Consider the following 22,013-nt stretch of genomic DNA (forward strand, 5'->3'; position numbering starts at 1 on the left):
AGGCCGGGCGGGCGGCGCCCCCCCTTTCCCTATTTGTTGGCCTCAAATATCCTCCGGGGTGAATTGCAGCCCCCGGCGCCGCAAGAGGGGGCAGACAGCCCCCTCCCCTCTCAGCAGGAACGACCAAGATGATCCAGATTTCTTCCCTTGTCCCTCGCCCCGCCGGGGCCCACGCATGAGCTTCGAGGGCTGGACCGTCTTCGCGCTCTTCTGGGTGCTCTTCGTCACCACGCCGGGGCCGAATGCGGTCAACTGCATCCAGAACGGCATGACCCTGGGCTTCCCCCGCGCGCTTTGGGGCGTGGCGGGGATCCTGACCCAGGCGACGCTTTTCCTCTTTGCCTCCGCGGCCGGGATCACGGCGCTGATCGCTGCCTCGCCCACCGGGTTCCTGGTGGCGAAATACCTGGGCGCCGCCTTCCTGATCTGGACGGGGATCCGCGGCTGGATGAACGCCCGGCGCCCCCCGGCCGCCACGGACCGGCCGGGCCATTCGGTCTATATCCGCGCCTTCCTGATCGCCACGATCAACCCGAAGTCCGTGGCGGGCTACTTGGCGGCCTTCTCGCAGTTCGTGCAGCCCGATGTCCCGATCTGGAGCCAGATGGCCGTCATCGTGCCGACCGCGCTGACCATCACCACCGCCAGCTACGTGACCTACACCGCGCTTGGCGTCTTCGTCGGTCGTGCCGCCCTTGGGGCCGTCTTCAACACCTGGTTCCGGCGCGCCATGGCGGTCTGTTTCATTGTCTACGGGGTGCTTCTGGGGGCGTCCTCGCTGCCGGCCCGGTCCTGAGTCGGGGCGTCGAGGCTCGACGGCGCGAAGGTGAGAGGCTATCTGGGCGGCCATGAGTGACGTCTACACGCCCCCCGATACCCCCCTGTCGGTGATCCACGAGGATCACGAGCTGCTGATCGTCGACAAGCCCACGGGCCTTCTGTCCGTGCCGGGCCGGGGGGAGCACCTGGCTGATTGCTTGCTGACCCGCGTGCAGGCGGCCTTTCCCACGGCGCTTCTGGTGCACCGGCTGGACCGGGACACCTCCGGCCTGATGGTCTTTGCCATGACGCCGCACGCGCAGCGCCACCTCGGCCTGCAGTTCGAACACCGCCGGGTGAAGAAGACCTATGTCGCCCGGGTCCATGGGCGGCTGGAGCCGAAGACCGGCACCGTGGACCTGCCGTTGATCGTCGACTGGCCGAACCGCCCCAAGCAGATGGTCGACCATGAGAATGGCAAGCCCGCCGTGACCGACTGGAAGGTGGTGAAGGCCTCGGATGCCGAAAGCCGGGTGCGGCTGTTTCCACAGACGGGTCGGTCGCACCAGTTGCGGGTGCACATGCTGGCGCTTGGCCATCCGATCCTGGGCGATCCCTTCTACGCCGAGGGTGAGGCCCGCGACCATCCGCGCCTGATGCTGCATTCCGAAGAGCTGCGCCTGCTGCACCCCGAAGGCGGGCAGGGGATGAAGTTCCGCGCCAAGGCGCCGTTCTGAGGGCGTGAGAGGGGGCTCTGCCCCCGTCGCCGGACGGCGGCAAATCGAAGGGAGAGGGGGCTCTGCCCCCGTCGCCTTTGGCGCCTCCCCCGGGATATTTCTGGCCAACAAATAGGGGGAAGCGGGCGCCTCTGGGGGCGTTCACCGCTTGAGGATACGGTCGGTCAGGTTCTGGCGGTTGGCCATCAGGGTATCGATCTGCGGCGATAGCGCGGGATCGCGCAGGCGCAGGGTCTCGATCTCGTCCAGGCGGTTGGCGGCGATCAGCGACAGCAGGTCGCCGCGCACCTTGCCTGCCTCGTCGCGGGGCAACTGCGCCACGGGCTGCACCTTCTCCGACAGGCTTTCCGGCAGCAGGGTGCGCAGCGCCTCCTGGCTCATGGCGGTCTCCACGAAGGTATAGAGGCCGGTGCCGCGCCCGGGCAGGGCATAGGTGGCGACGTGATGGGCCGTCACCGGCTGGTCCTTCAGGCGGGCCGCTATCTTCGGCCCGTTGCGCTCGATCCGATCCTCGGTGCCCTCGCCGTCGGACCAGTCCAGGAGGTCGCGGGTGATCCAGTTGTAGAGCCGCTTGCCGGTCTTCATCCAGATCCGGGTGGGCAGCGCCTTGTGCGCCAGCATGGCGCGTTCGGCCGGCGTCAGCAGGTGGCGGGCATAGGCGCGCTTCTGCTTCAGCAGGTGGCGCAGGTCCTCCCGCGCCATGGTGCGGAAAAGCGGGCCGCGAAAGCGATGCACCGAGGCCAGCTGAAAGTCGATCACCGCCGCGCCGCCATCGGGGCGCATCAGCCAGTTTTGCGGCTTGGCGATGTCGTTATGGGTGACGCCCCGGCGGCGCATCTCGCGCAAGAGTCGCTTGGCATCGCGGTAGAAGGCCGCGTCGGCGGGTTTCGCCAGTTGCAGCGGCGTGCCTTCGGACCAGCCGCGCAGGATGCCCTCGCGGTCATAGCGGATCAGCTCGGGGCAGCCCTCGATCCCCTGCACGGCGCGCAGGCCCCGCACCTCGCGCCGGGCCAGCAGCCGGGCCACGGGGCGCGACCACAGGGGCAGCTCGTCCAGCTTGCGCAGGGCGACGCGGCGATCCGGCGCGCCGGCCAGGTGCCCCGACACGGTTTCCGAGAAGGGATCGCGCTTCAGCACGGTGACGGGGATGAAGACGGGGTCGGTCACGGGACGGGTCTCTCGGGGTTGGGGCGGCGCTGCCGGGTCCTGAGGCGTTGCCGCATCTAGCAGGGCGCCGGGCCGGGGGGCAAGCGCGGGGCGCCTTTCCCGGCCCGTCCCGGCGGGTTAGGGAAGGGGCAGCAAAGACAGGAGGGCCCCATGGCCAAGATGATCCATTCCATGATCCGGGTGCTGGAGGAGGCGCGGTCCGTCGCTTTCTACGAAACGGCTTTCGGGCTGAGCGTGGCGCAGAAGCTGGATTTCGAGAGCTTCGCCCTGATCTACATGTCCAACGCTGAAACCGGGTTCGAACTGGAACTGACGCTGAACAAGGACCGCACGGAGCCCTATGACCTGGGCGACGGCTACGGCCACCTGGCGGTTTCCGTCGAGGATGTCGAGGCCGAGCACGCCCGGCTGACCGAGGCGGGCCTGGCCCCGCGCAAGATCGTCGAATTCGCCCCCGACGGACAGTTCATCGCCAAGTTCTTCTTCATCGCCGATCCCGACGGCTACGAGATCGAGGTGATCGAGCGCGGCGGGCGGTTCCTCTGAGAGGACCGGCCCTTGGCCGGTGGCCTCCGGCGGGAGTACTTGGGACAAGGTGAAGACAGGGGCGATGCGGCCTGCCCCGGCGTGGCCGACTTTGGCCAGGGGCGGGTCCCGCAGGATGTCGAAGGAGGCCACGCTGGCCCGACCGGGCACTGCCTCCCCTGCTTCACTTCGTCGAAAATACCTCCGGGGGAGTCGCCCGCAGGGCGGCGGGGGCAGAGCCCCCTTGCCTGCCGGGTCCGTCCTAGCGAAACGTGGCCGAATGACAAAAGGGGAGGTCCTAGACCTCCCCTTTCTCGTGACAGAGTCCCTTTCCGGGATCAGGCGGTCTTGGCGTCCCAGCCGGAGACGGCCTTGACCTCCAGGAAATCCTCCAGCCCCCAGATGCCGCCCTCGCGCCCGTTGCCCGAGGCCTTCATGCCGCCGAAGGGCGCACCCGCGCCGCGCGGCTGGCCGTTCATCTCCACCATGCCGGAGCGCAGGGACAGGGCCATGCGGTTGGCGCGTTCCCCATCCGTGGTCTGGACGTAGTTGGTCAGACCGTAGGGCGTGTCGTTGGCGATGGCGATAGCCTCTTCTTCCGTGTCGAAGGGCATGATCGTCAGGACGGGGCCGAAGATTTCCTCGCGGGCGATGGTCATCTGGTTGTTGGCATCGGCAAAGACCGTGGGCCGCACGAAGAAGCCGCGGTTGAAGCCCTCGGGCCGGCCGGTGCCGCCGGCGACCAGGCGGGCGCCTTCGTCGATGCCTTTCTGGATCAGGCCCTGGATCTTCTCGAACTGGCTGGCGTTCACCACCGGACCGATATGGCGGCCTTCCTGCGAGGCAGGGCCGACGGTGATCTTCTCGGCCACGGCGGCGGCTTCTTCCACGGCGGCATCGTAGCGGTCGCGCTGCACCAGCATGCGCGAGGGGGCGTTACAGCTCTGGCCGGAGTTGTTCATCATGTGCAGCACGCCGCGCTTCACCGCCTTGTCGTCGGCATCGGAGAAGATCACGTTGGCGCCCTTGCCGCCCAGCTCCAGGTGCACCTTCTTCAGGGTCTTGGCGGCATTCTGCGAGATCGCGATGCCCGCGCGGGTGGACCCGGTGAAGGACACCATGTCGACGTCGGGGTGGCCCGACAGGGCCGAACCGACACCGGCGCCGTCGCCGTTCACCAGGTTGAAGACGCCCTTGGGCACGCCGGCCTCGTCCATCATCTCGGCAAAGAGCAGCGCGTTCAGCGGGCTTTCCTCCGAGGGTTTCAGCACCATGGTGCAGCCCGCGATCAGCGCCGCGATCACCTTCAGCGTGACCTGGTTCATCGGCCAGTTCCACGGCGTGATCAGGGCGCAGACGCCGACGGCCTCGTAGACGATGCGGTCATTGGGGGCGTGATCGCCCAGCGGGCGCACGAATTCGAAGGTCTTGGCGGCGCGCAGGAAATTCTTGGTGTGGGAGAAACCGGCCCCCCACTGGGCGCTGCGCGACAGGTCGATGGGGGCGCCCATCTCGGTGGAGATCGCCTGGGCCATCTCTTCCTTGCGGCGCTCGTAGATCTCCAGGAACTTCTCGACGATGGCGATGCGGTCCGCCGGCGGCGTGGCCATCCAGGCGGGGAAGGCTGCCTTGGCGGCGGCCACGGCGCGGTCCGCGTCGGCCTCGGAGCCCAGAGAGATCACCGCGCAGGGATCCTCGGTCGAGGGGTCGATCACCTGGTGGTCGCGGGGCTCAAGCGGGGCGACCCACTGGCCGTCGATGTAGAAGTCGCGTTTCTCGATCATGGGGCTGTCCTTCGGTCGTCTTTAATTTCGCTGTGCGGGACGTGGTTTTGCAATCTTCGCGATCACTGTGTCACTCTGCGCGGGGCTGGGCAAGATCCCTCCGCCACTGCCCGGTGCGCTGGCGTCGTGCAATGCGCCAGCCTCCGCCGTCCTGGCGGGCGTATTGACGCGGGCAGGGGCGCAGCCCTGCCAACGGGGGTGCAAAACGTCCTGACGCCCACTAGATATGTCGGAAGACACATCCTGACAGGAGGACACCATGTCTCTGCGCATCAACGATACCGTTCCCGATTTCAAGGCCGAGACCGACCAGGGCACCATCGCCTCGTTCCATGACTGGATCGGCGACAGCTGGGCGATTCTCTTCTCCCACCCGAAGGATTTCACCCCGGTCTGCACCACCGAGTTCGGCGCCGTCGCGCAGCTGGCCGATGAATGGGCCAAGCGCAACACCAAGGTGATCGGCATCTCGGTCGACGGTGTGGAAGAGCACAAGAAGTGGAAGGGCGACATCGAGAGCTTCGCCGGCACCTCCGCGGGCTTCCCGATCATCGACGGCACCGATCTGGAAATCGCCAAGATGTGGGACATGCTGCCTGCCGACGCCTATCTGCCCGATGGCCGCACCCCCGCCGACAGCGCCACCGTGCGCTCGGTCTTCATCATCAGCCCGGACAAGAAGCTGCAGCTGTCGATGACCTACCCGATGTCCGTGGGCCGCAACTTCGCCGAGGTGCTGCGCGCCCTCGACGGCCTGCAGAAGACCTTCGGCGCGCCGCTGGCCACCCCGGCCAACTGGGAAACCGGCCAGGACGTGATCGTCGCCCTGTCGCTGGACGATGCCGCCGCCGCCGAGAAGTTCGGCGACCTGGACATCAAGCTGCCCTACCTGCGCTTCGCCAAGGACCCGGCATAAGTCACCGGGGCCAGGCAAGGCCGGAAGATCGGAAAGGGGCGTCCTGCGGGGCGCCCCTTTTGCGTGATCGGGGCGAAAACCGGGCAGAGGGCCCCGGGCGGCGGCTCCGGCGCGCGGCAGAGATTGTGGGGCCGCGCCGGCCGGCCTAGGATCCATGCAAGGCAAAGAGGACTGTCATGCGCGGATCGGCGAAGGGTATTGTGGCGCTCGTGGGAATTGCGGGGATCGGGCTGGTCGCCGGACTGGGGCTGACCCTGATGGCTGACCGCGAGGACCCGCCCCTGCTGGCCTGGAACGATGCGGAGACGGTGGCCCGGGGGCATCTGCTCTACGACGATCAATGCGCCGCCTGCCACGGCGGTCTGGGTCCGGACCCGACGCCGCCGTCGGTGAGCAACCCCGATCTGGTGGCGCCGCCCCATGATGAGACCGGCCACAGCTGGCAACACCCCGACTACGCCCTGTTCGAGCTGACCCGCAGCGGCGAGGTGGCCGAGCTTTGCCTGACCGGCGCCGAGGAGGGCGGCATGCCGCAGTTCGGCGATACGCTGGACGATCGTCAGATCCTCGACGTGCTGGCCTACATCAAGTCCACCTGGCCCGAGGCCACGCGAGAGCATCAGGACGGCGTGAACGCGATGTACGCGGCCCAGAACGATGCCGTGCGGAGCCTGGTGGGCGACGCCGGGCACTGAGCCGGCCCGCCGGGCCCGCAGGCCGCTGCCCCTTTTCATTTCGCCGCGGCGCGCTAAGACGGACATATGCGTTTTCTGAAGCTCGACACCGGCGTCATCGACACCTTTGATCAGGCCCTTGCGGGGGCGGTGGAGGTGGTCGCGACCTCTCCTGGCAAGCCGCTGGCGCGCCTGGCGCGGCACCGCGGCTGGTCCCGCGCCCTGGGCGTACAGGCCCGCGCGCTGGTGGCCCCCGGTGCCGAGGCGCGGCAGCTGATCGCGGGCAACATGGCCCGCAAACGCATCCGCCTGCCCGAAATCTTCGGCAATCCCTTCGTCGCGGGCCTCTATTCCTACATCAAACGGGTCCAGGCGGCGGTCCTGAAGGAGGCGCTGCTGGCCGAGCTGGCCGCCAGCGATCCGGAGGTGGTGATCGTCTACAACGGTTCCTCCTATCCCGAATCGGTGCTGGAAGCCGCCAGCCGGGGCCGGCCGCGCGTCTTCATCGAGGCGGGGTTCTTCCCCAAGACCCTGCAGGTCGACCCAAAGGGGCTGAACGGCGCCAATTCCGTGCCCCGCGACCCCGCCTTCTACCTGGAGACGGAAGAGGATTTCGCTGCCCCCGGCCTGCCGGAGTTCGTCAACAACCGCCCGTCGAAGAGCAAGTACGACCCGGTGGAGCTGACGCCGGGCTATGTCTTCGTGCCCTTCCAGGTGCCCTCGGACATGCAGGTGACGCAGCATTCGCCCTGGATCCGCGACATGGAGCAGTTCCTGGAACAGGTCTGCGCCGCCGCCGACCGCAACCCGGACGACACCTTCGTCATCAAGGAACACCCCAGCTTCAAACGGTCGGTCATCGGCTGGCGCGAGCATCCTCGGGTGATCTTCGCCAACGGCAATGTCACCTCCGATCTGATCCGCGATGCGCGCGCCGTCATCACGCTGAACTCCACCGTGGGGATCGAGGGGCTTCTGCTGGGCAAGCCGGTGATTACCCTGGGCCATGCCTGCTACAACATCGACGGGTTGGTGCAGCATGCCCCCGACGCGGCGTCGCTGGACGCGGCGCTGGCGGCGCGCGACTGGGCGCCGGATGAGCGGCTGCGGCGGCAGGTCCTGGGGTATCTGTGGAACCGCTACCTGGTGCACGGCAGCTATGCCGAGCTGCCCGCGGACCTGGCCGAGACCCTGAAGGCGCGGGCGGCATGAGCGGCGACGTGACGGGGCAGGGGCCCATCCGCATCGCCGTGGCGACGGATGCCAACATGGTCGAGGCGGCGCTGGTCGTCATCGGTTCCGCGCTGGAACATGCCTCGCGGGCGCTGGAGGTGCATTTCCTGGGCTATCAGCTGACCGCGGCGCAGCGCGACCGTGTCGCGGCGCACTGCGAGGCCGGCGGCGCCCGGCTGGTCTATCATGAGATCACGCCGGATCTGTTCGACGGGGCCGAACAGCGCGACAGCAACATCTCTCTGGTGACCCTGGCGCGGATGCACCTGCCACGCTGGGTCGAGGGGCGGGTCATCTACCTCGATTGCGACATGCTGGTCCTGGGCGACCTGGCGGAGGTGCAGGATGCCGACCTGGCCGGCCAGCCCCTGGGTGCGGTTCGGGATTTCTACGTGCTGGACCAGATGCGCGCCGGCCAGGAGCGACCCGAGAAGCTGGCCCACCACGCCGCGTTGCTGGGACGCGCCGATGTGGCGGGCTATTTCAACGCGGGCCTGCTGCTGCTGGATTGCGAGGCGATCCGCGCCGATGCGGATCTCTGCGCCCGCATGGGCGATGCGGGTGAGGCCAGCCGGTACAAGTTCATGGACCAGGATTTCCTGAACCTGCTGTTCGACGGGCGCACCGCCTTCCTGCCGCAGGCCTGGAACAGCATCTGGGGCCGCGACGCGGCTCGGGCGAAAACGCTGGCCGGGCTGCCCTGGCTGCCCGATGCGGAAAAGACCCCGGCGGCGTCCCGGCTGATCCACTACACCGGCCCAAAGAAACCCTGGAAAAAGCAGAGCCTCGCCAAGGCCCTGCTGCGCGGCCGCCTCAGGGCGTTGCGGCAATGGCGTCTGGCTTCCAAGCGCCTGTTAGACTGAGGTTGGCGCGGGTTACGGGGCGACCGCGTCGCTGGACAGCTCCTTGAAAAGGGCCTCGATCTGGCGATTGGCCCAGAGCTGTGCCGCCGCATGCGCCTGCTCGCCCAGGGCGCGCCGCTTTCCGGCATCCCCGGCCAATGCGCAGACGGCATCGGCAAAACCCTCGTGATCGCCGTCGGGCAGGCTGATGATGCCGCCCTGCTGGGACGGGGGAAGGCCACGCAGGCCTGTCTGGCTGGAGACGATGGGCACGCCGGTGGCCATGGCCTCCAGCAGCTTGATGTTGATGCCGGTGCCTACCAGCATCGGGTTCAGCGAAATCGGGGCCTGGAGGTAAGCCTCGGAAAGATCATCGACAAAGCCGTGCCGGATGACGCCCGGTTGATCCGCGAGCTTCCGGCAGACCGAGCCCGCCAGATGGAGCCGGAAATCGGGTCGGCGGTGGCGTATCAGGGGCAGCGTATCGGATATGAACGTCTCGACCGCCTGCAGATTGGCGGGATTGTCCGAGCCGACAAAGAGCGCGGCGTCATCGGTGCCGAAATCGGTCAGGCAGTTGCTGGTATCGAGCAGATGGCTGACCATGGTGACCTTCGGCTGCCTTTGCGCATCCGTGGAGGCCAGCCTGCGACGGATATCTTCGGCTTCGTCACCCTGAATCGCCAGAACGCTGTCGGCACGTCGGAAGGCCCGCAATTCCTGCTCGGGTTTCAGGGAAATCCAGTACTTGTCTGGCATGCCCTGGGCCCGGAACACCCGATGGCGATCGGCGAAGACATCGTGGGTGTCGAGGATACGACGGGCGCCCTCCGGGCAGAGCGTCAGCGCGTATGAGTTGATGGCATAAGCGACGATCACCGCGTCCGCATCGGCGCAAAGCGCGCGCAGTTGATCGTCCCAGCGATGGTTCCACAGCAGCTCCAACGGCGAGTAGAAGCCGATATCCAGCCCCATGCGGCGCAAGGGTTTGCGCCAGGCCTTGCGTAGCGAGCGACGCAGGCGGAAGAGGCGGTGCCCGACGCGGCCGCCATTGCTCACCAGGTGGACGCGCTGCCCCTCGGGTTGGTCGAAGGCGGCGCGGTGAGCGTCCAGATCGTATGCTTTGCGATCTGCCGGCAGCAAGACGAGGTGGACTTCGTTATCCTGGGCGACAAGCTGCTCGGCCATCGCGCGAATACGGCTGCGGTTGCCTTGGGTGGTCGGGAAGGCAGGGACTGAGCTAATCACTATGATCTTCATGGCGAGCTCACTAGCCGCTTCCACGGGCCCAGTGAAAGGGTGATCTGCCCCTCAAGCGAAAAACGGCCACCGGGGGTCCCGGTGGCCGTCGAACAGAGCTTCGAGCAGCTCAGTCGGAAGGTCCGATTACTCGGCGCCTTCCTCCTTGGTCATCTCTTCGCCGGTCTCCTGGTCGACCATCTTCATCGACAGGCGGACCTTGCCGCGGTCGTCGAAGCCCACGAGCTTCACGAAGACTTCCTGGCCTTCCTTCAGCACGTCGGAGGGGTGGTTCAGGCGACGGTTCTCGATCTGGGAGACGTGCACCAGGCCGTCCCGCTTGCCGAAGAAGTTCACGAAGGCGCCGAAATCGACGAGCTTCACGACCTTGCCCTTGTAGATCTTGCCCTCTTCCGGCTCCGCCACGATCGAGTGGATCATGTCGTAGGCGCGCTGGATGGCCTCACCGTCGGACGAGGCGATCTTGATGATGCCGTCGTCGTTGATGTCGACCTTGGCGCCGGAGGTTTCCACGATCTCGCGGATGACCTTGCCGCCCGAGCCGATCACTTCACGGATCTTGTCGGTGGGGATCTGCATGGTCTCGATGCGCGGCGCATGGGCGGAGAATTCGCCGACGCCGGACAGGGCCTTGTTCATCTCGCCCAGGATGTGCATCCGGCCGTCCTTGGCCTGGGCCAGGGCGGTTTTCATGATCTCGGGCGTGATGCCCTGGACCTTGATGTCCATCTGCAGCGAGGTAATGCCCTCGGAGGTACCGGCCACCTTGAAGTCCATGTCGCCGAGGTGATCCTCGTCGCCCAGGATGTCGGTCAGCACGGCGTAGGAGCCGTCATCTTCCAGCACCAGGCCCATGGCCACACCGGCCACGGCGGCCTTCAGCGGCACACCGGCGTCCATCATCGACAGCGAACCGCCGCAGACGGAAGCCATCGAGGAGGAGCCGTTGGATTCGGTGATCTCCGACACGATGCGGATCGTGTAGGGGAAATCGGTGGGGGCGGGCAGGACGGCCTGAAGGGCACGCCAGGCCAGCTTGCCGTGACCGATTTCACGACGACCAGGGGAGCCGACACGACCCACTTCGCCGACCGAGTAGGGCGGGAAGTTGTAGTGCAGCATGAAGTTGGATTTGAAGTTGCCGTGCAGGGCGTCGATGAACTGTTCGTCATCGCCGGTGCCCAGCGTGGTCACGACCAGACCCTGGGTTTCGCCACGGGTGAACAGCGCCGAGCCGTGGGTCCGGGGCAGGAAGCCGGTTTCGGCTTCGATCGGGCGCACTTCGTCGGTGCGACGACCGTCGATCCGCTTGCCGTTCTTCACCACGTCGCCGCGCAGGACGGTGGATTCCAGCTTCTTCAGGGCCGAGCCGAGGTTCGCATCTTCCTGCTGTTCCTCGGTCAGACCGCCGATGATCTCTTCCTTCACCGCGGCAACGGCGCTGGTGCGCTCCTGCTTGTCGGTGATGGCGTAGGCGGCGCGCATCTTGTCTTCACCGGCGGCCTTCACGGCGTCGTACAGCGCCGAGTAATCCGGGGGGGTGAAGTCGAAAGGCTCTTTCGCGGTCTCTTCGGCCAGGCTGACGATCAGGTCGACAACCGGTTGGATCTGTTCGTGCGCGAAGGTCACGGCGCCCAGCATCTCGTCTTCCGTCAGCTCGTAGGCTTCGGATTCGACCATCATCACGGCGCCCTTGGTGCCGGCGACGACCAGGTCGAGACGCTGTTCGGGGTTGTTGCGCAGGCCCTGCATGTCATCGACGGAGGGGTTCAGCACGTAGTCGCCATCGACGAAGCCGACGCGGCAGCCGGCGATCGGACCCATGAAGGGCGCGCCCGAGATGGTCAGCGCGGCGGAGGCGGCGATCATGGCGACGATGTCGGGATCGTTTTCCAGATCGTGGCTCAGCACGGTGCACATCACCAGCACTTCGTTCTTGAACCCGGGGGCGAACAGCGGGCGGATCGGGCGGTCGATCAGGCGCGCGGTCAGGGTCTCTTTCTCGGTGGGCCGTGCCTCACGCTTGAAGAAGCCACCCGGGACCTTGCCGGCCGCGTAGTATTTTTCCTGGTAGTGGACAGTGAGGGGGAAGAAGTCCTGGCCCTCTTTCTGCTTCTTGGCGAAAGTGACGTTGGCCATCACGGAGGTTTCGCCAAGGGTGGCGATGACGGTGCCATCGGCCTGACGGGCAACCTTGCCCGTTTCAAGAGTGAGGGTCTCGTCCCCCCACTGCATCTCTTTTTTCGTTACGTTGAACATCAGCGTATCCTGTCTGGAGGCTGTCCCGGGCCCTCCCGGGTCCTCCGTTTGCATGGTGGCCCCATTGCCACCGACCCCTAATCCTCATGTCACAGCGCCGGGGTCCCTTGCGCTACGTCTCAGATTACCGGCGCCATACAGGAGAATGGGTCTCTTGGAAAGCTTTGAGGTTGGGCGCCGGGCGGGGCAATTCGTCCTTGCCGTGTGCGCCGGGACCGATATGCAGGGCGGATCCGGCCCGCCCGCGCGGCGCGCCCGAGCCTGCCCGTGGTCCCCGTCCCAGCCGAAAAGATGCCGCCCCGATGTCTTCCGCCCCGCTGCCCCCCTCGCCCTACGAGGCTCCCGGTTTCTACGACCGGGCCATTGCCGAGGGGCGCCATCGTGCCATCGTCGGCGGCCGCTGGGATGAAACCGGACGGGTGCAGATGGGCCTGCTGCGCGATCACGGGCTGCACTCCCATCACCACCTGTTGGACATCGGTGCTGGTGCCCTGCGCCTGGGCTGCAAGGCGATCCCCTATCTGTGCCCGGGCCACTACTGGGCCACCGACGCCAGCCGCGAGATCCTGCTGGCCGGATATGAGCGGGAACTGGTGGAGGTGCCGCCGGCGCAGCGCCCCGACCCGGCGCAGCTGATCGGCGATCCCGGTTTCGACTTCCCGGGCGTCAGCGACGCGATCACCCATGCGATCTGCTTCGCCGTATTCCCGCACTTGGCACCCGGTTACCTCGACCGCGCGCTGACTTCGCTGCGTCGCTTCCCGGCGCTGGAGCTTTTCGCCTTCACCGTCTTCCTCGCCCCCGAGGAAGCCGCAGGCGCGCCCTATCGCCAGGCGGACGGTGTGGTGACCCATCCGGGCAAGCCCCCCTGGCACCGCCCCGAAGCGGAGGTGCGCACCGTGGCCGAGGGGCTGGGCTGGCAGCTGACCCGCGACGACCGCATGCTGCCGCGCGGCCAGGTCCTGTTCCTGGCGCGGCGGGGGTAGGGAGGGGCAGTGGTGACGCATTGAGGATACGCTACCGGCTGTTTCCGACTGGATCTTGCAATTTCTTCTTCTGTGTCGGGCGTCTGGCCGTCAGTCTGTCTCTGACGGAAAAGGGGAGGAGATTTTGTTGAAACGACTATTCGCTGGGGCGCTGGCCGTCTTGCTGATGACTGGATGCGCCAGCAGCATCATGGAAAGTTATGTCGGGAAATCCATTCAGGAGCCCATCTTGGACTATGGCCCGCCAAGCCACGTCATGGACATCAGTGCGAACAGGCGCGCGTTCCAGTGGTCGATGACGAATAGTGGTGTCATTCCGATCACCACACCAACGACAACAACGGTTTATGGCAACGGTGGCTACGCAACCGCATACAGCCAATCGACGACCTACGTCCCCCATTCAAACCAATGTGTCTACACGCTTACTGCAATCAAGCAGGGGGACGACTACATCGTTGACGGTTTCCGCAAGCCTACTCTTATGTGCGAGTAATGGGTTTGTGGGCGTGTCGCCCCGTCGGGTGACCTCCCGCGGCGCCAAAACGCGAAACGCCCGCTCCTTTCGGACCGGGCGTTTGCTGTCTTGCGACGGTGGGCGCGCTTAGCGGCGCAGGCCCAGGCGCTTGATGAGGTCCTGGTAACGGGCCTGATCCTTGCCTTTGAGGTAGTCCAGCAGCTTACGACGCTGGGCGACCATCATCAGAAGGCCACGGCGACCGTGGTTGTCCTTCTTGTGGGTCTTGAAATGCTCGGTCAGGGTCGCGATACGCGAGCTGAGGATCGCAACCTGCACCTCGGGCGAACCGGTGTCGCCTTCCTTGGTGCCGAATTCCTTGATCAGGCGGGCTTTTTCTTCGACGGTGATCGACATCGGAATCTCCTATGAGTTCAGGGTTGGGGCACAAGCCGGGATGTCGTCCAGCAGGGTCCATAAAGAATCCACCGGGGCGGTCCCCGAAAGATTGCGCGCTGATAGGGGATTCCGGCGGTGAAATAAAGCCTTTTCTGGCGTTTTGCCCGGCTTCGCGCAGCCACTTGCCCGAGGCGACCCCGTCAGGTGTCCCGTCAGACTGCCGGTCAGGCGGCGAAGGTCTGGGCGTCGGACAGGGGCAGGACGGCGATGCTGCCTTCGCCGATCGCATCCGTCCCGGCGAAGCTGGCGATACAGGTGCCATCCGCCAGGACGCGGGTCGTGGTGCCGTCGCTCTGGATGCTGATCTCGGGCGGCGGGGTGCCATCGGCATAGGTGACCATCAGCACGTCGTCCTCGGGGGTGAAGTCGATGATCTCGACCGCCGTTTCCTCGCCGGTGATCCAGTCGCCCAGCACGAAGACATCCGCGCCCGCGCCGCCGGTCAGCGTGTCGCCCGCGCCACCGATCAGCGTGTCGTCGCCGGAGCCGCCGTTCAGATAGTCGCCCTGATCCAGATCCCGCGGCCCCCCCTCGGCGGTGGCGGGATCTTCGTCCAGGCTCTCGATCAGACCGGAGATCCAGTCGTCCCCCGACGCGCCGAAGAGCGTATCCGCCCCCAGCCCGCCCAGAAGCCGGTCATTGCCGATCCCGCCGGAGGCCGCGTCATCGCCTGACCCGCCGGCCAACAGATCGTCGCCTGCCCCGCCGCGTAGCACGTCGTTGCCCGCGCCGCCGGCCAGCGTGTCGGCGCCGGACATGCCCGACAGCACATCCGCGCCCGAGCCCCCCGCCAACAGGTCGTCCCCGGAGCCGCCCTCCAACGTGTCATCGCCCGACTCGCCCAGCAGGGCGTCGTTGCCGCGCATGCCATGAAGCGCGTCATCTCCGGCCCCGCCGGCAATGGAATCCTCGCCGCTGTAGCCGCCCAGCTGGTCCTGTCCGTCGCCGCCCTGCATCAGGTCGTCGCCGGGGGTGCCGGCCTCGATGGTGTTCAGAGAGGTCGTGAACTCCTCCGCCAGCCGGTCGAGCCGGGCGCGCAGGGCCATCATCTCATCAAGGCTCAGGAGGTTGTCGCCCGAGGCGGTTGCAATCTCGTCCTCGGCTGCCACGTCGTCGCCCGAGGTCTCACCCAGGCCAGTCTCGGACAAGGCATCGTCGCCGGACGGGTCGGTCCCGGCGGAGGTGTCTGTCTCCTCGTTGCCGGCGCCATCTGTTTCGACCTCATCCGTTTCGGGATCGTCGTCTCCGGCAGGCGTCTCGCCGCCGCCGAGGATCCGGTCGAGCCAGCCGCTGCTGCTGCCGGTGTCGTGATCCTCTTCGCTGTCGGTGTCCTCGTTCTCCACATCGGCGGTGTCGTCCAGCGCCAGGACGGCGGTGGCGCCGATCATCAGCATGCCCATCAGACTGGCCAGAAGATACATGTCACCCTACCTGCTCCGCCGTCCGTGGACGCGGAGCGCGCACTCACACCCGTGGCGAGTAGGCCACGCGGCAGGGCGCCAGGTCAAAGACATCCGGAGCGGGTGGTTAATCGACCGCTACCACCCAGGGGTGTGGCTGGGTGGCATAGGCGATGTAGAGCGGGTGGCGCGGCTCCCCGGCCTTGGTCAGGCCCAGGTGCGCCAGCGGTCGGCCGGTGGCCCGCAGCAGGGCGGCGCAGGCCCGGCCACGCCCCATGTGATCCGCATGTGCCCCCCAGCCACAGAGGATCAGCCCGTTGTCGCCGACCCAGCGGGCAGCCTCCGCCAGCTGGGCATCGTTCGCGGGGCCGATCGGATCGGCGGCCTTCTTCAGCAGGGCGGGCGAGGTCTCGCGCCAGGCGAAGATGTTGCAGGCCCGGAACCCGCCATAGCCAAGGGTGCGGGCACGCCGCTCGCAGCGTTCGATGGTCGGGTCGTTCTGCTGTTCCGTGGCGGTCGAGGGGTTCAGCATGACGTAAAGAAGGCGCGGCGCCCTGTCGTCCCAGACCCGGGTCAGGGCATAGCGGTAGTGGCCGCAGGGGGAATAGAGGGCGGCGCTGGTGGCGTCGCCCTTCTGGAAGTGCTTCTCGACCAGCGCCGCCATCAGCCTTCCGGCGTCGGGGCGGGGGCCGCGGGCAGGTTGAAGACGCGGCTGGGGTGCAGCTCGCCCGCCTTGAAGGTGCCCACGGCGACCGGCACGCCCTGGTGCACGGCCCAGCACTCCTCGCCGTAGTCAAGGCCCTGGGCGATTACCATGCCTGGGTTGCCATGGCGCAGTCGCGCCGCGCCCTCGGCGGTGGCGGTGACCATGGGCAGGTCGGTCAGCCCGGTTTCCAGCGGCAGCAGGTACTGATCCAGATCGGGCGTGCGCGCCAGCTCCTCCACCGTGGCGAAGGAGATGCCCTTGGCCGCCTCGAAGGGGCCGGACCAGACGCGGCGCAGGTGGTCGACATGACCCAGACAGCCCAGTTTCGCGCCCAGGTCGCGCGCGATGGACCGGACGTAGCCGCCCTTGCCGCAGACCATCTCCAGACGCGCGTGATCGGCATCGGGACGGTCCAGCAGGATCAGGCTCTCGACCCAGAGGGGACGGGCCGCCAGCTCCATCTCCTCGCCATCGCGGGCACGCTTGTAGGCGCGTTCGCCGTCGATCTTGACGGCGGAGAATTGCGGCGGGACCTGTTGGATGTCGCCGACGAAGGCGTTCAGCGCCTCCTTGATCTCGTCATCTCTGGGGCGCGTGTCGGAGGTGGCGATGACCTCGCCCTCGGCATCGTCGGTATTGGTGGCGGCGCCGAAGGTGACGGTGAAATCATAGGCCTTCAGCGCATCGGTCACGAAGGGCACGGTCTTGGTCGCCTCGCCCAGGGCCACGGCCAAAGTGCCCGTCGCCTCGGGGTCCAGCGTGCCCGCATGGCCCGCCTTCTTGGCGTCGAAGGCCCAGCGGACCTTGTTCACGACCGCGTTGGAGGTCAGCCCCGCGGGCTTGTCCACCACCAGCCAGCCGGAAATGTCGCGCCCCTTGCGTTTGCGTGCCATGTCGTCTCTCGGATTGCCTGTTTTCAAAGGCCGGTGAGCTAGCCGAGCCGCGCGCATCCGTCAAGCGTCCAGGGGCGGGGGCGCTGCCCCCCTTGAGCCTGCGGCTCAATTCCCCCCGGAGTATTTCTGGCCATCGTATGGAACAAGGAGAGTTGCTCCTTCCATACGATGGCTGAAAATACTCCCGCCGGAGGCCATCGTCCGCCAGGACGATCCCTGGCGCGCTCAGTCGGCCTTGCGCAGCACAGCCATGTAGAACCCGTCCATGCCGCCCAGGTCCGGCCAGAGGTCGGGGGTGGTACGGACGCCGCCTTCCTCGGTGATCCAGGCGGGTTCGAGGCCGGGGCTCTCGGGGGCGATCACGCTGAGGCCGGGGTGGCGTTCCAGCGCCTCTTCCACCTGGCATTCGCCCTCGTCGGGGATCAGCGAACAGGTGCAGAAGACGAGGCGGCCGCCGGGGGCCAGCAGGGTCAGGGCGTGGTCCAGCATGGCCGACTGCAGCTCGATCAACTCGCCGATCTCGTCGCCGTCGCGGGCCTGCGGCAGGTCCGGGTGGCGGCGGATGGTGCCGGTGGCGGAGCAGGGCGCATCGAGCAGGATCACGTCGTATGCGCCGGTCTGTTCCAGCGCGTCGCCGGCGCGGATCCCGGCGGACAGCCCGGTGCGGGAGAGGTTCTCCTGCACCCGTGCCAGGCGGGTTTCGCTGAGGTCCAGCGCGGTGACCCGGGCGCCTGCGGCGGCCAGTTGCATCGTCTTGCCGCCCGGGGCGGCGCAGAGGTCCAGCGCGGTCTTGCCGGTCAGGTCACCCAGCAGGCGGGCGGGCAGGGCGGCGGCGGCATCCTGCACCCACCAGGCGCCCTCGGCGTAACCCGGCAGGGCCGACACCTGGCCACCGTCGGCGAGGCGCAGCGATCCGGTGGGCAGCAGCGTGGCGCCCAGCTCCTTCGCCCAGTGTTCGGCGCTGGCAGGGTCTTTCACCGTCAGGTCCAGGGGCGCGCCCGCGGCATGGGCCGTCTCGAAGGCGCGGATCTTCTCGTGGCCGTAGGCCAGCGACAGCGGTTCGCGCAGCCAGTCGGGCAGGCGGGGCGCGCGCAGCTTGGGCCATTCGTCCTCGGCCTCGGCGGCGACCTTGCGCAGCACCGCGTTGACAAGCCCCTTCATGTTGGCCCGGCCCGCGGCCCGCGCCGCCTCGGTCACCCAGTCATTGACCACGCCATGCGCCGCGCCGCCCGCGGCCAGTTCCCAGGTGCCCAGGCGCAGGATGTTCAGGATCGGCAGGGGTGGCGCCTTCGTCAGGTGCTTTTCCAGCAGCCGGTCGCAGCGTTCCAGCTGGCGCAGCGTTTCCGTCGTCAGACGCTGAGCCCGGGCGCGGTCCGGCGGGGAGAGCCGGCCCAGCCAGGGCGCCTCGCGCAGTTCCGACAGCAGGCGCGGGTCCTCGCCCAGCACCCCGTTCAGCAGGCGCAGCGCCCCGGCACGGGCCGAGAGCGGCGCGGCCGGCGCGCGATCGGCGCTGCCGTCACGGCCACGCGGGCCGCCTCCGGGCTTGCCGCCGCGCGGGCCCTTCGGTCCGCCCTTGCGATCAGGGCGGCCCTGGCCGTTGGAGCGGGGCGGGCGGGGCGTGGTCGGCTTGGACATCGGGGCACCTTTCGGGGCAACGGGTCAGATCCCGGGAAAGATCGTGACGGCAGATCGTGACTGGGGCTCGTCTTGCGGCTGGATGAGGGCGGCGTATATCATGGGGAGAGCCGAAAGGAAGCGTGCCATGAGCGAAGAGACCTCCGACCGGATGCCGCAGCCGGTTCCCGACCTGACCAGCGGTGCCGCCGACGACGCCCCCGAAGCGCCCGCGGTGCCCCGCCTGAGCCCCGAGGAAGAGGCCGCCCGTCGGGCTGCCCTGCCGGAGGTTGCGCGCCGCGCCCTGGAAGAGGCCGATGCCCGCCGCGAGGCCGCGCTGGCTGCCGAAGCCGCCCGCCCGAAGGAGCTGGGCGGCCGCGACGGGCCGGACCCCGCGCGCTACGGCGACTGGGAAAAGAAGGGCATCGCGATCGATTTCTGATCGCGGCGTCCGGGGCTGGCCCGGCCTGAGCATGGCGTGACGGTTCAGGCTCCGCTCGGCGCCTGGCCCCCATGGCGCAAGGGGTCAGCGGCGCAGCCAGAAGTCCTTCGACTGTCCCTCGCCTGCGTCGCTTGTAAATCGCAGGGTCTGGGAGATGAGGGTGACTGTCTGGCACTCCTCCTTGCTGCGTCGATCTCCCCAGCTCAGCTGCCGGCAGAAAAGATCGTCCTGCCAGTGCCAGCGGCCCGACAGGCCGGTGCCCAGCATCTCGCCGCGAATGCGGCCATCTCCCTCGATCCGCATGGTGACGCCAAGCGCGCTCAGCCGGGCGCCGGCGACAAGGGCGACGAAATCATTGCGGGTGGAAATGGTGTGGATATCGGAGGCCTCTGCCGGTGGCGACAGCAGCGCCAGGCAGGCAAGGGCGCAGAGGCCATGAGGTACCGTGTGGTGCGACAGGCTCATGCGGTTGAGATAGAGGCCACGCCGTGCCGTTTCAACACCCCGGATGAGGGTCCTGCCGGACGCGCGGATCTGTGCGCAGGCGCCCGCGCCCGGGGGGGGCGCGGGCTGTCTGCTCAGCCCTTCAGGCCGAGCACGTCCAGCATGTCGTACTCGCCCGGCCCCTTGTCCTGACCCCAAAGCGCGGCCTTCAGCGCGCCGCGGGCGAAGACGGAGCGATCCTCGGCCACGTGGCGCAGCACGAGGCGTTCGGACTGCGAGGCGAACATCACGTCATGTTCGCCCACGATGGCCCCGGCGCGGATGGCGGAAAACCCGATGTCGCCGCGCTTGCGGGCGCCGGTGATGCCGTCACGGCCGCTGTCGGTGACCTCCTTCAGGTCCACGCCGCGGCCTTCGGCGGCGGCCTCGCCCAGCATCAGCGCGGTGCCCGAGGGGGCGTCGACCTTGCGGTTGTGATGATACTCGATCACCTCGATGTCGAAATCCTCGTCCAGGGCGGCGGCGACCTGTTTGGTCAGCTGCACCAGCAGGTTGACCCCCAGGGACATGTTGCCGGCGCGGACGATGGTGGCATGGCGGGCGGCGGCGGCGATCTTTTCCAGGTCGTCGTCGGACAGGCCGGTGGTGCCTATCACATGGGTGGCGCGGGCCTGGGCGGCCAGCGCCGCGAATTCCACGGTGGCGGCGGGCGCGGTGAAGTCGATCACCGCCTGGGCCTTGGAAAAGGCCTCCAGCGCGTCGTCGGTGACGCTCACGCCCAGGGCAGCGCCGCCCATGCATTCGCCCACGTCCCGGCCGATCCAGTCATGGCCGCTGCGTTCCAGCACGCCGACGAGGCGGGCGGCGTCGCTCTCGGTCACGGTGCGGATCAGCATCTGGCCCATGCGCCCCGAGGCGCCGGTGATCACGATACCCGGTTGATTGGTCATGGGGGTCTCCTTCTGGGGCCGCGCGGCCGCCGGTGCTGTTGCCGGCCTTCCTTAGCGTCCCCGGCCCTGCTTGGCAAAGGGCGGGGCGCGTGGCAGGGTTCGGACATCCGTGGCGGCGCGGGACGGCCGGGTGCCGGTGCCCTCCCGGTGGCGGGCCTTGTTCCCGGCGCGCGAAGGGCCTAGATGCGGCGCGACATTGACACGACAGACAGGAGGGGCCGGACCGGCCGGCCCCGCATGAGGCGGCAGCGATGAGCAAGAACAAGTTTCACGACGGCGCGGGACCCTCGCAGCGGCAGCTGCGCGTGGGCGAAACGGTGCGGCGCGCCCTGTCCGAGCTGCTGTCGCGTGGCGACATCCATGATCCGGAGCTGAACCGGCTGTCGATCACCGTGGGCGAGGTGCGCTGTTCGCCGGACCTGAAGATCGCCACGGCCTACGTGATGCCCCTGGGCGGCGGTCACGTCGATGATGCCATCGACCTGCTGGCCAAGAACCGCGGCGAGCTGCGCCGCCAGATCGGCAAGAAGCTGAACCTGAAGTTCACGCCGGATCTGCGCTTCCGTCCCGATGATACCTTCGACCGGCTGGACGAGACCCGCCGCCTCTTCGCCGACGAGACCGTGCGCCGCGATACCGGTGCCGATCAGGACGACGAGGCCCAGGACGATGATGATCGCGACGACGACGAGCGGACCGGGGGCTGACCCGGTGATCGCCCGCCGTCCCTTTCCCGCCGTGCTGGCGGGCCCGGTGTTCCTGCTCCTGCTGATGCTCTGGCCCCTCGCGGCGGGGGCGGTCACCTGTCGGGACGAGACCTGGGAGGGCAACCGCTACTCGATCTGCGAGGTCGATCCCTCGGCGGAGGACCTTGAACTCTTCCTCTATGATCCGGGCGGGGCGCCCTACGGCGATTTCACTACGCTTGAGGCGCGTCTGGCCAGCAAGGGCAAGCGCCTGGCCTTCGCGATGAACGCCGGCATGTACCACGAGGACCGGGCGCCCGTGGGCCACTACCTGGAAGACGGGCAGGAGATCATGCGCGTGATCCCCAATGCCGGGCCGGGCAATTTCGGTCTGCTGCCCAACGGGGTCTTCTGCCTGGCCGACGGCCGGGCGGAGGTGGTCGAGACGCTTGAGTACCAGCGCCGCCGCGACGACCTGGGGTGCCGCGATGCGACCCAGTCGGGTCCAATGCTGGTGATCGACGGAGAGCTGCACCCGCGCTTCTTGCCCGACAGCACCTCGCGCTACATCCGCAACGGGGTGGGCACGACGGCGGAGGGGGACCGTGCGGTCTTCGTCATCTCCCGCAGTGCCGTCACCTTCCACGATTTCGCCAGCGTCTTCCGCGATATGCTGGACCTGCCGCAGGCGCTCTACTTCGACGGCAACGTCTCGCGGCTCTATGCGCCCGAGCTGGGCCGGGCCGACTGGGGCCGCCCGATGGGTCCCATCGTGGCCGTGGTCGAGGATGCGGCGGAGTAAGTCGGTATCGTCCTGACA

23 protein-coding genes are annotated in these 22,013 nt (G+C 67.8%); 12 read left to right on the top strand and 11 right to left on the bottom strand.

All coding sequences use genetic code 11. The features are described from left to right. Positions 1–175 precede the first annotated feature (175 nt). Both LC066_RS07410 and LC066_RS07415 read left to right on the top strand, forming a co-directional pair. Complete coding sequence (locus LC066_RS07410) at positions 176–796, top strand: LysE family translocator (protein ID WP_224897638.1); 621 nt, start codon at positions 176–178, stop codon at positions 794–796. A 52-nt stretch (positions 797–848) separates the two neighbouring features. Beyond that, positions 849–1,496 (top strand): RluA family pseudouridine synthase, encoded by a 648-nt coding sequence (locus tag LC066_RS07415; protein WP_224897640.1) that lies wholly within the window; start codon positions 849–851, stop codon positions 1,494–1,496. Between the two features lie 141 nt (positions 1,497–1,637). Here LC066_RS07415 and LC066_RS07420 read toward each other — a convergent pair whose 3' ends face one another. Further along, entirely contained in the window at positions 1,638–2,663 is a 1,026-nt protein-coding gene (locus LC066_RS07420) for a serine/threonine protein kinase (protein ID WP_224897642.1), read from the bottom strand. A 150-nt stretch (positions 2,664–2,813) separates the two neighbouring features. On the opposite strand from LC066_RS07420, the gene LC066_RS07425 reads away from it, so the two are divergent. Beyond that, positions 2,814–3,209 carry a VOC family protein gene (locus LC066_RS07425; protein WP_224897644.1) on the top strand — a complete coding sequence of 132 codons (396 nt, stop codon included), beginning with the start codon at positions 2,814–2,816 and terminating at the stop codon, positions 3,207–3,209. A gap of 317 nt (positions 3,210–3,526) precedes the next feature. Here LC066_RS07425 and LC066_RS07430 read toward each other — a convergent pair whose 3' ends face one another. Continuing rightward, complete coding sequence (locus tag LC066_RS07430) at positions 3,527–4,972, bottom strand: aldehyde dehydrogenase family protein (protein ID WP_224897646.1); 1,446 nt, start codon at positions 4,970–4,972, stop codon at positions 3,527–3,529. A gap of 259 nt (positions 4,973–5,231) precedes the next feature. On the opposite strand from LC066_RS07430, the gene LC066_RS07435 reads away from it, so the two are divergent. From LC066_RS07435 to LC066_RS07450, 4 genes are all read left to right on the top strand, one after another. Continuing rightward, positions 5,232–5,888 carry a redoxin domain-containing protein gene (locus LC066_RS07435; RefSeq protein WP_222477246.1) on the top strand — a complete coding sequence of 219 codons (657 nt, stop codon included), beginning with the start codon at positions 5,232–5,234 and terminating at the stop codon, positions 5,886–5,888. 176 nt (positions 5,889–6,064) lie between these two features. Then, positions 6,065–6,583 (top strand): c-type cytochrome, encoded by a 519-nt coding sequence (locus LC066_RS07440; RefSeq protein WP_224897648.1) that lies wholly within the window; start codon positions 6,065–6,067, stop codon positions 6,581–6,583. Positions 6,584–6,649: 66 nt separating this feature from the next. Further along, complete coding sequence (locus LC066_RS07445) at positions 6,650–7,774, top strand: nitrogen fixation protein FixF (protein WP_224897650.1); 1,125 nt, start codon at positions 6,650–6,652, stop codon at positions 7,772–7,774. Beyond that, on the top strand, positions 7,771–8,658 hold the full coding sequence (locus LC066_RS07450) for a glycosyltransferase family 8 protein (protein WP_224897652.1): 888 nt from the start codon (positions 7,771–7,773) through the stop codon (positions 8,656–8,658). The genes LC066_RS07445 and LC066_RS07450 overlap by 4 nt, the downstream gene beginning before the upstream one ends. 12 nt (positions 8,659–8,670) lie before the next feature. Here the strand turns inward: LC066_RS07450 and LC066_RS07455 are convergent, their stop codons facing one another. Together LC066_RS07455 and pnp are read right to left on the bottom strand one after the other, a co-directional pair. Further along, on the bottom strand, positions 8,671–9,897 hold the full coding sequence (locus LC066_RS07455) for a glycosyltransferase (protein WP_224897654.1): 1,227 nt from the start codon (positions 9,895–9,897) through the stop codon (positions 8,671–8,673). A gap of 126 nt (positions 9,898–10,023) precedes the next feature. Then, positions 10,024–12,156 carry a polyribonucleotide nucleotidyltransferase gene (pnp, locus tag LC066_RS07460; protein WP_222477254.1) on the bottom strand — a complete coding sequence of 711 codons (2,133 nt, stop codon included), beginning with the start codon at positions 12,154–12,156 and terminating at the stop codon, positions 10,024–10,026. A gap of 302 nt (positions 12,157–12,458) precedes the next feature. Here pnp and LC066_RS07465 point away from each other — a divergent pair, with 302 nt between their 5' ends. Beyond that, a complete protein-coding gene (locus LC066_RS07465) occupies positions 12,459–13,142 on the top strand; it encodes a class I SAM-dependent methyltransferase (RefSeq protein WP_224897656.1) in 684 nt (227 codons plus the stop codon). A gap of 127 nt (positions 13,143–13,269) precedes the next feature. Further along, on the top strand, positions 13,270–13,638 hold the full coding sequence (locus LC066_RS07470) for a hypothetical protein (RefSeq protein WP_224897658.1): 369 nt from the start codon (positions 13,270–13,272) through the stop codon (positions 13,636–13,638). A 108-nt stretch (positions 13,639–13,746) separates the two neighbouring features. On the opposite strand, the gene rpsO is transcribed toward LC066_RS07470, so the two are convergent. The 5 genes from rpsO to LC066_RS07505 all read right to left on the bottom strand — a co-directional run bounded on the left by rpsO (position 13,747) and on the right by LC066_RS07505 (position 18,692). After that, complete coding sequence (rpsO, locus tag LC066_RS07475) at positions 13,747–14,016, bottom strand: 30S ribosomal protein S15 (protein ID WP_222477256.1); 270 nt, start codon at positions 14,014–14,016, stop codon at positions 13,747–13,749. Between the two features lie 206 nt (positions 14,017–14,222). Further along, positions 14,223–15,479, bottom strand: coding sequence for a calcium-binding protein (locus LC066_RS21430; RefSeq protein ID WP_263625020.1), 1,257 nt, complete (start codon positions 15,477–15,479; stop codon positions 14,223–14,225). Between the two features lie 106 nt (positions 15,480–15,585). Beyond that, positions 15,586–16,113 (bottom strand): DUF1643 domain-containing protein, encoded by a 528-nt coding sequence (locus tag LC066_RS07495; RefSeq protein ID WP_224898143.1) that lies wholly within the window; start codon positions 16,111–16,113, stop codon positions 15,586–15,588. 8 nt (positions 16,114–16,121) lie between these two features. Beyond that, complete coding sequence (truB, locus tag LC066_RS07500; protein WP_224897660.1) at positions 16,122–17,057, bottom strand: tRNA pseudouridine(55) synthase TruB; 936 nt, start codon at positions 17,055–17,057, stop codon at positions 16,122–16,124. Positions 17,058–17,282: 225 nt separating this feature from the next. Then, positions 17,283–18,692 (bottom strand): RsmB/NOP family class I SAM-dependent RNA methyltransferase, encoded by a 1,410-nt coding sequence (locus tag LC066_RS07505; RefSeq protein ID WP_224897663.1) that lies wholly within the window; start codon positions 18,690–18,692, stop codon positions 17,283–17,285. Positions 18,693–18,906: 214 nt separating this feature from the next. Between LC066_RS07505 and LC066_RS07510 the strand changes: the two genes are divergently transcribed. Then, on the top strand, positions 18,907–19,113 hold the full coding sequence (locus LC066_RS07510) for a DUF1674 domain-containing protein (RefSeq protein ID WP_412103234.1): 207 nt from the start codon (positions 18,907–18,909) through the stop codon (positions 19,111–19,113). An 84-nt stretch (positions 19,114–19,197) separates the two neighbouring features. On the opposite strand, the gene LC066_RS07515 is transcribed toward LC066_RS07510, so the two are convergent. Beyond that, on the bottom strand, positions 19,198–19,578 hold the full coding sequence (locus tag LC066_RS07515) for a dihydrodipicolinate reductase (protein WP_224897664.1): 381 nt from the start codon (positions 19,576–19,578) through the stop codon (positions 19,198–19,200). 113 nt (positions 19,579–19,691) lie between these two features. Continuing rightward, the gene (gene dapB / locus LC066_RS07520; RefSeq protein WP_224897666.1) at positions 19,692–20,507 is read right to left on the bottom strand and encodes a 4-hydroxy-tetrahydrodipicolinate reductase; all 816 of its coding nucleotides are present in this window, start codon (positions 20,505–20,507) and stop codon (positions 19,692–19,694) included. Between the two features lie 251 nt (positions 20,508–20,758). Between dapB and rbfA the strand changes: the two genes are divergently transcribed. Further along, positions 20,759–21,214 carry a 30S ribosome-binding factor RbfA gene (gene rbfA, locus LC066_RS07525; protein ID WP_224897668.1) on the top strand — a complete coding sequence of 152 codons (456 nt, stop codon included), beginning with the start codon at positions 20,759–20,761 and terminating at the stop codon, positions 21,212–21,214. Positions 21,215–21,278: 64 nt separating this feature from the next. After that, positions 21,279–21,995, top strand: a complete 717-nt coding sequence (locus LC066_RS07530; protein ID WP_224898147.1) for a phosphodiester glycosidase family protein — start codon at positions 21,279–21,281, stop codon at positions 21,993–21,995. Positions 21,996–22,013 lie beyond the last annotated feature (18 nt).

Source organism: Pseudooceanicola marinus, from assembly GCF_020177265.1.
GTDB lineage: Bacteria > Pseudomonadota > Alphaproteobacteria > Rhodobacterales > Rhodobacteraceae > Pseudooceanicola > Pseudooceanicola marinus_A.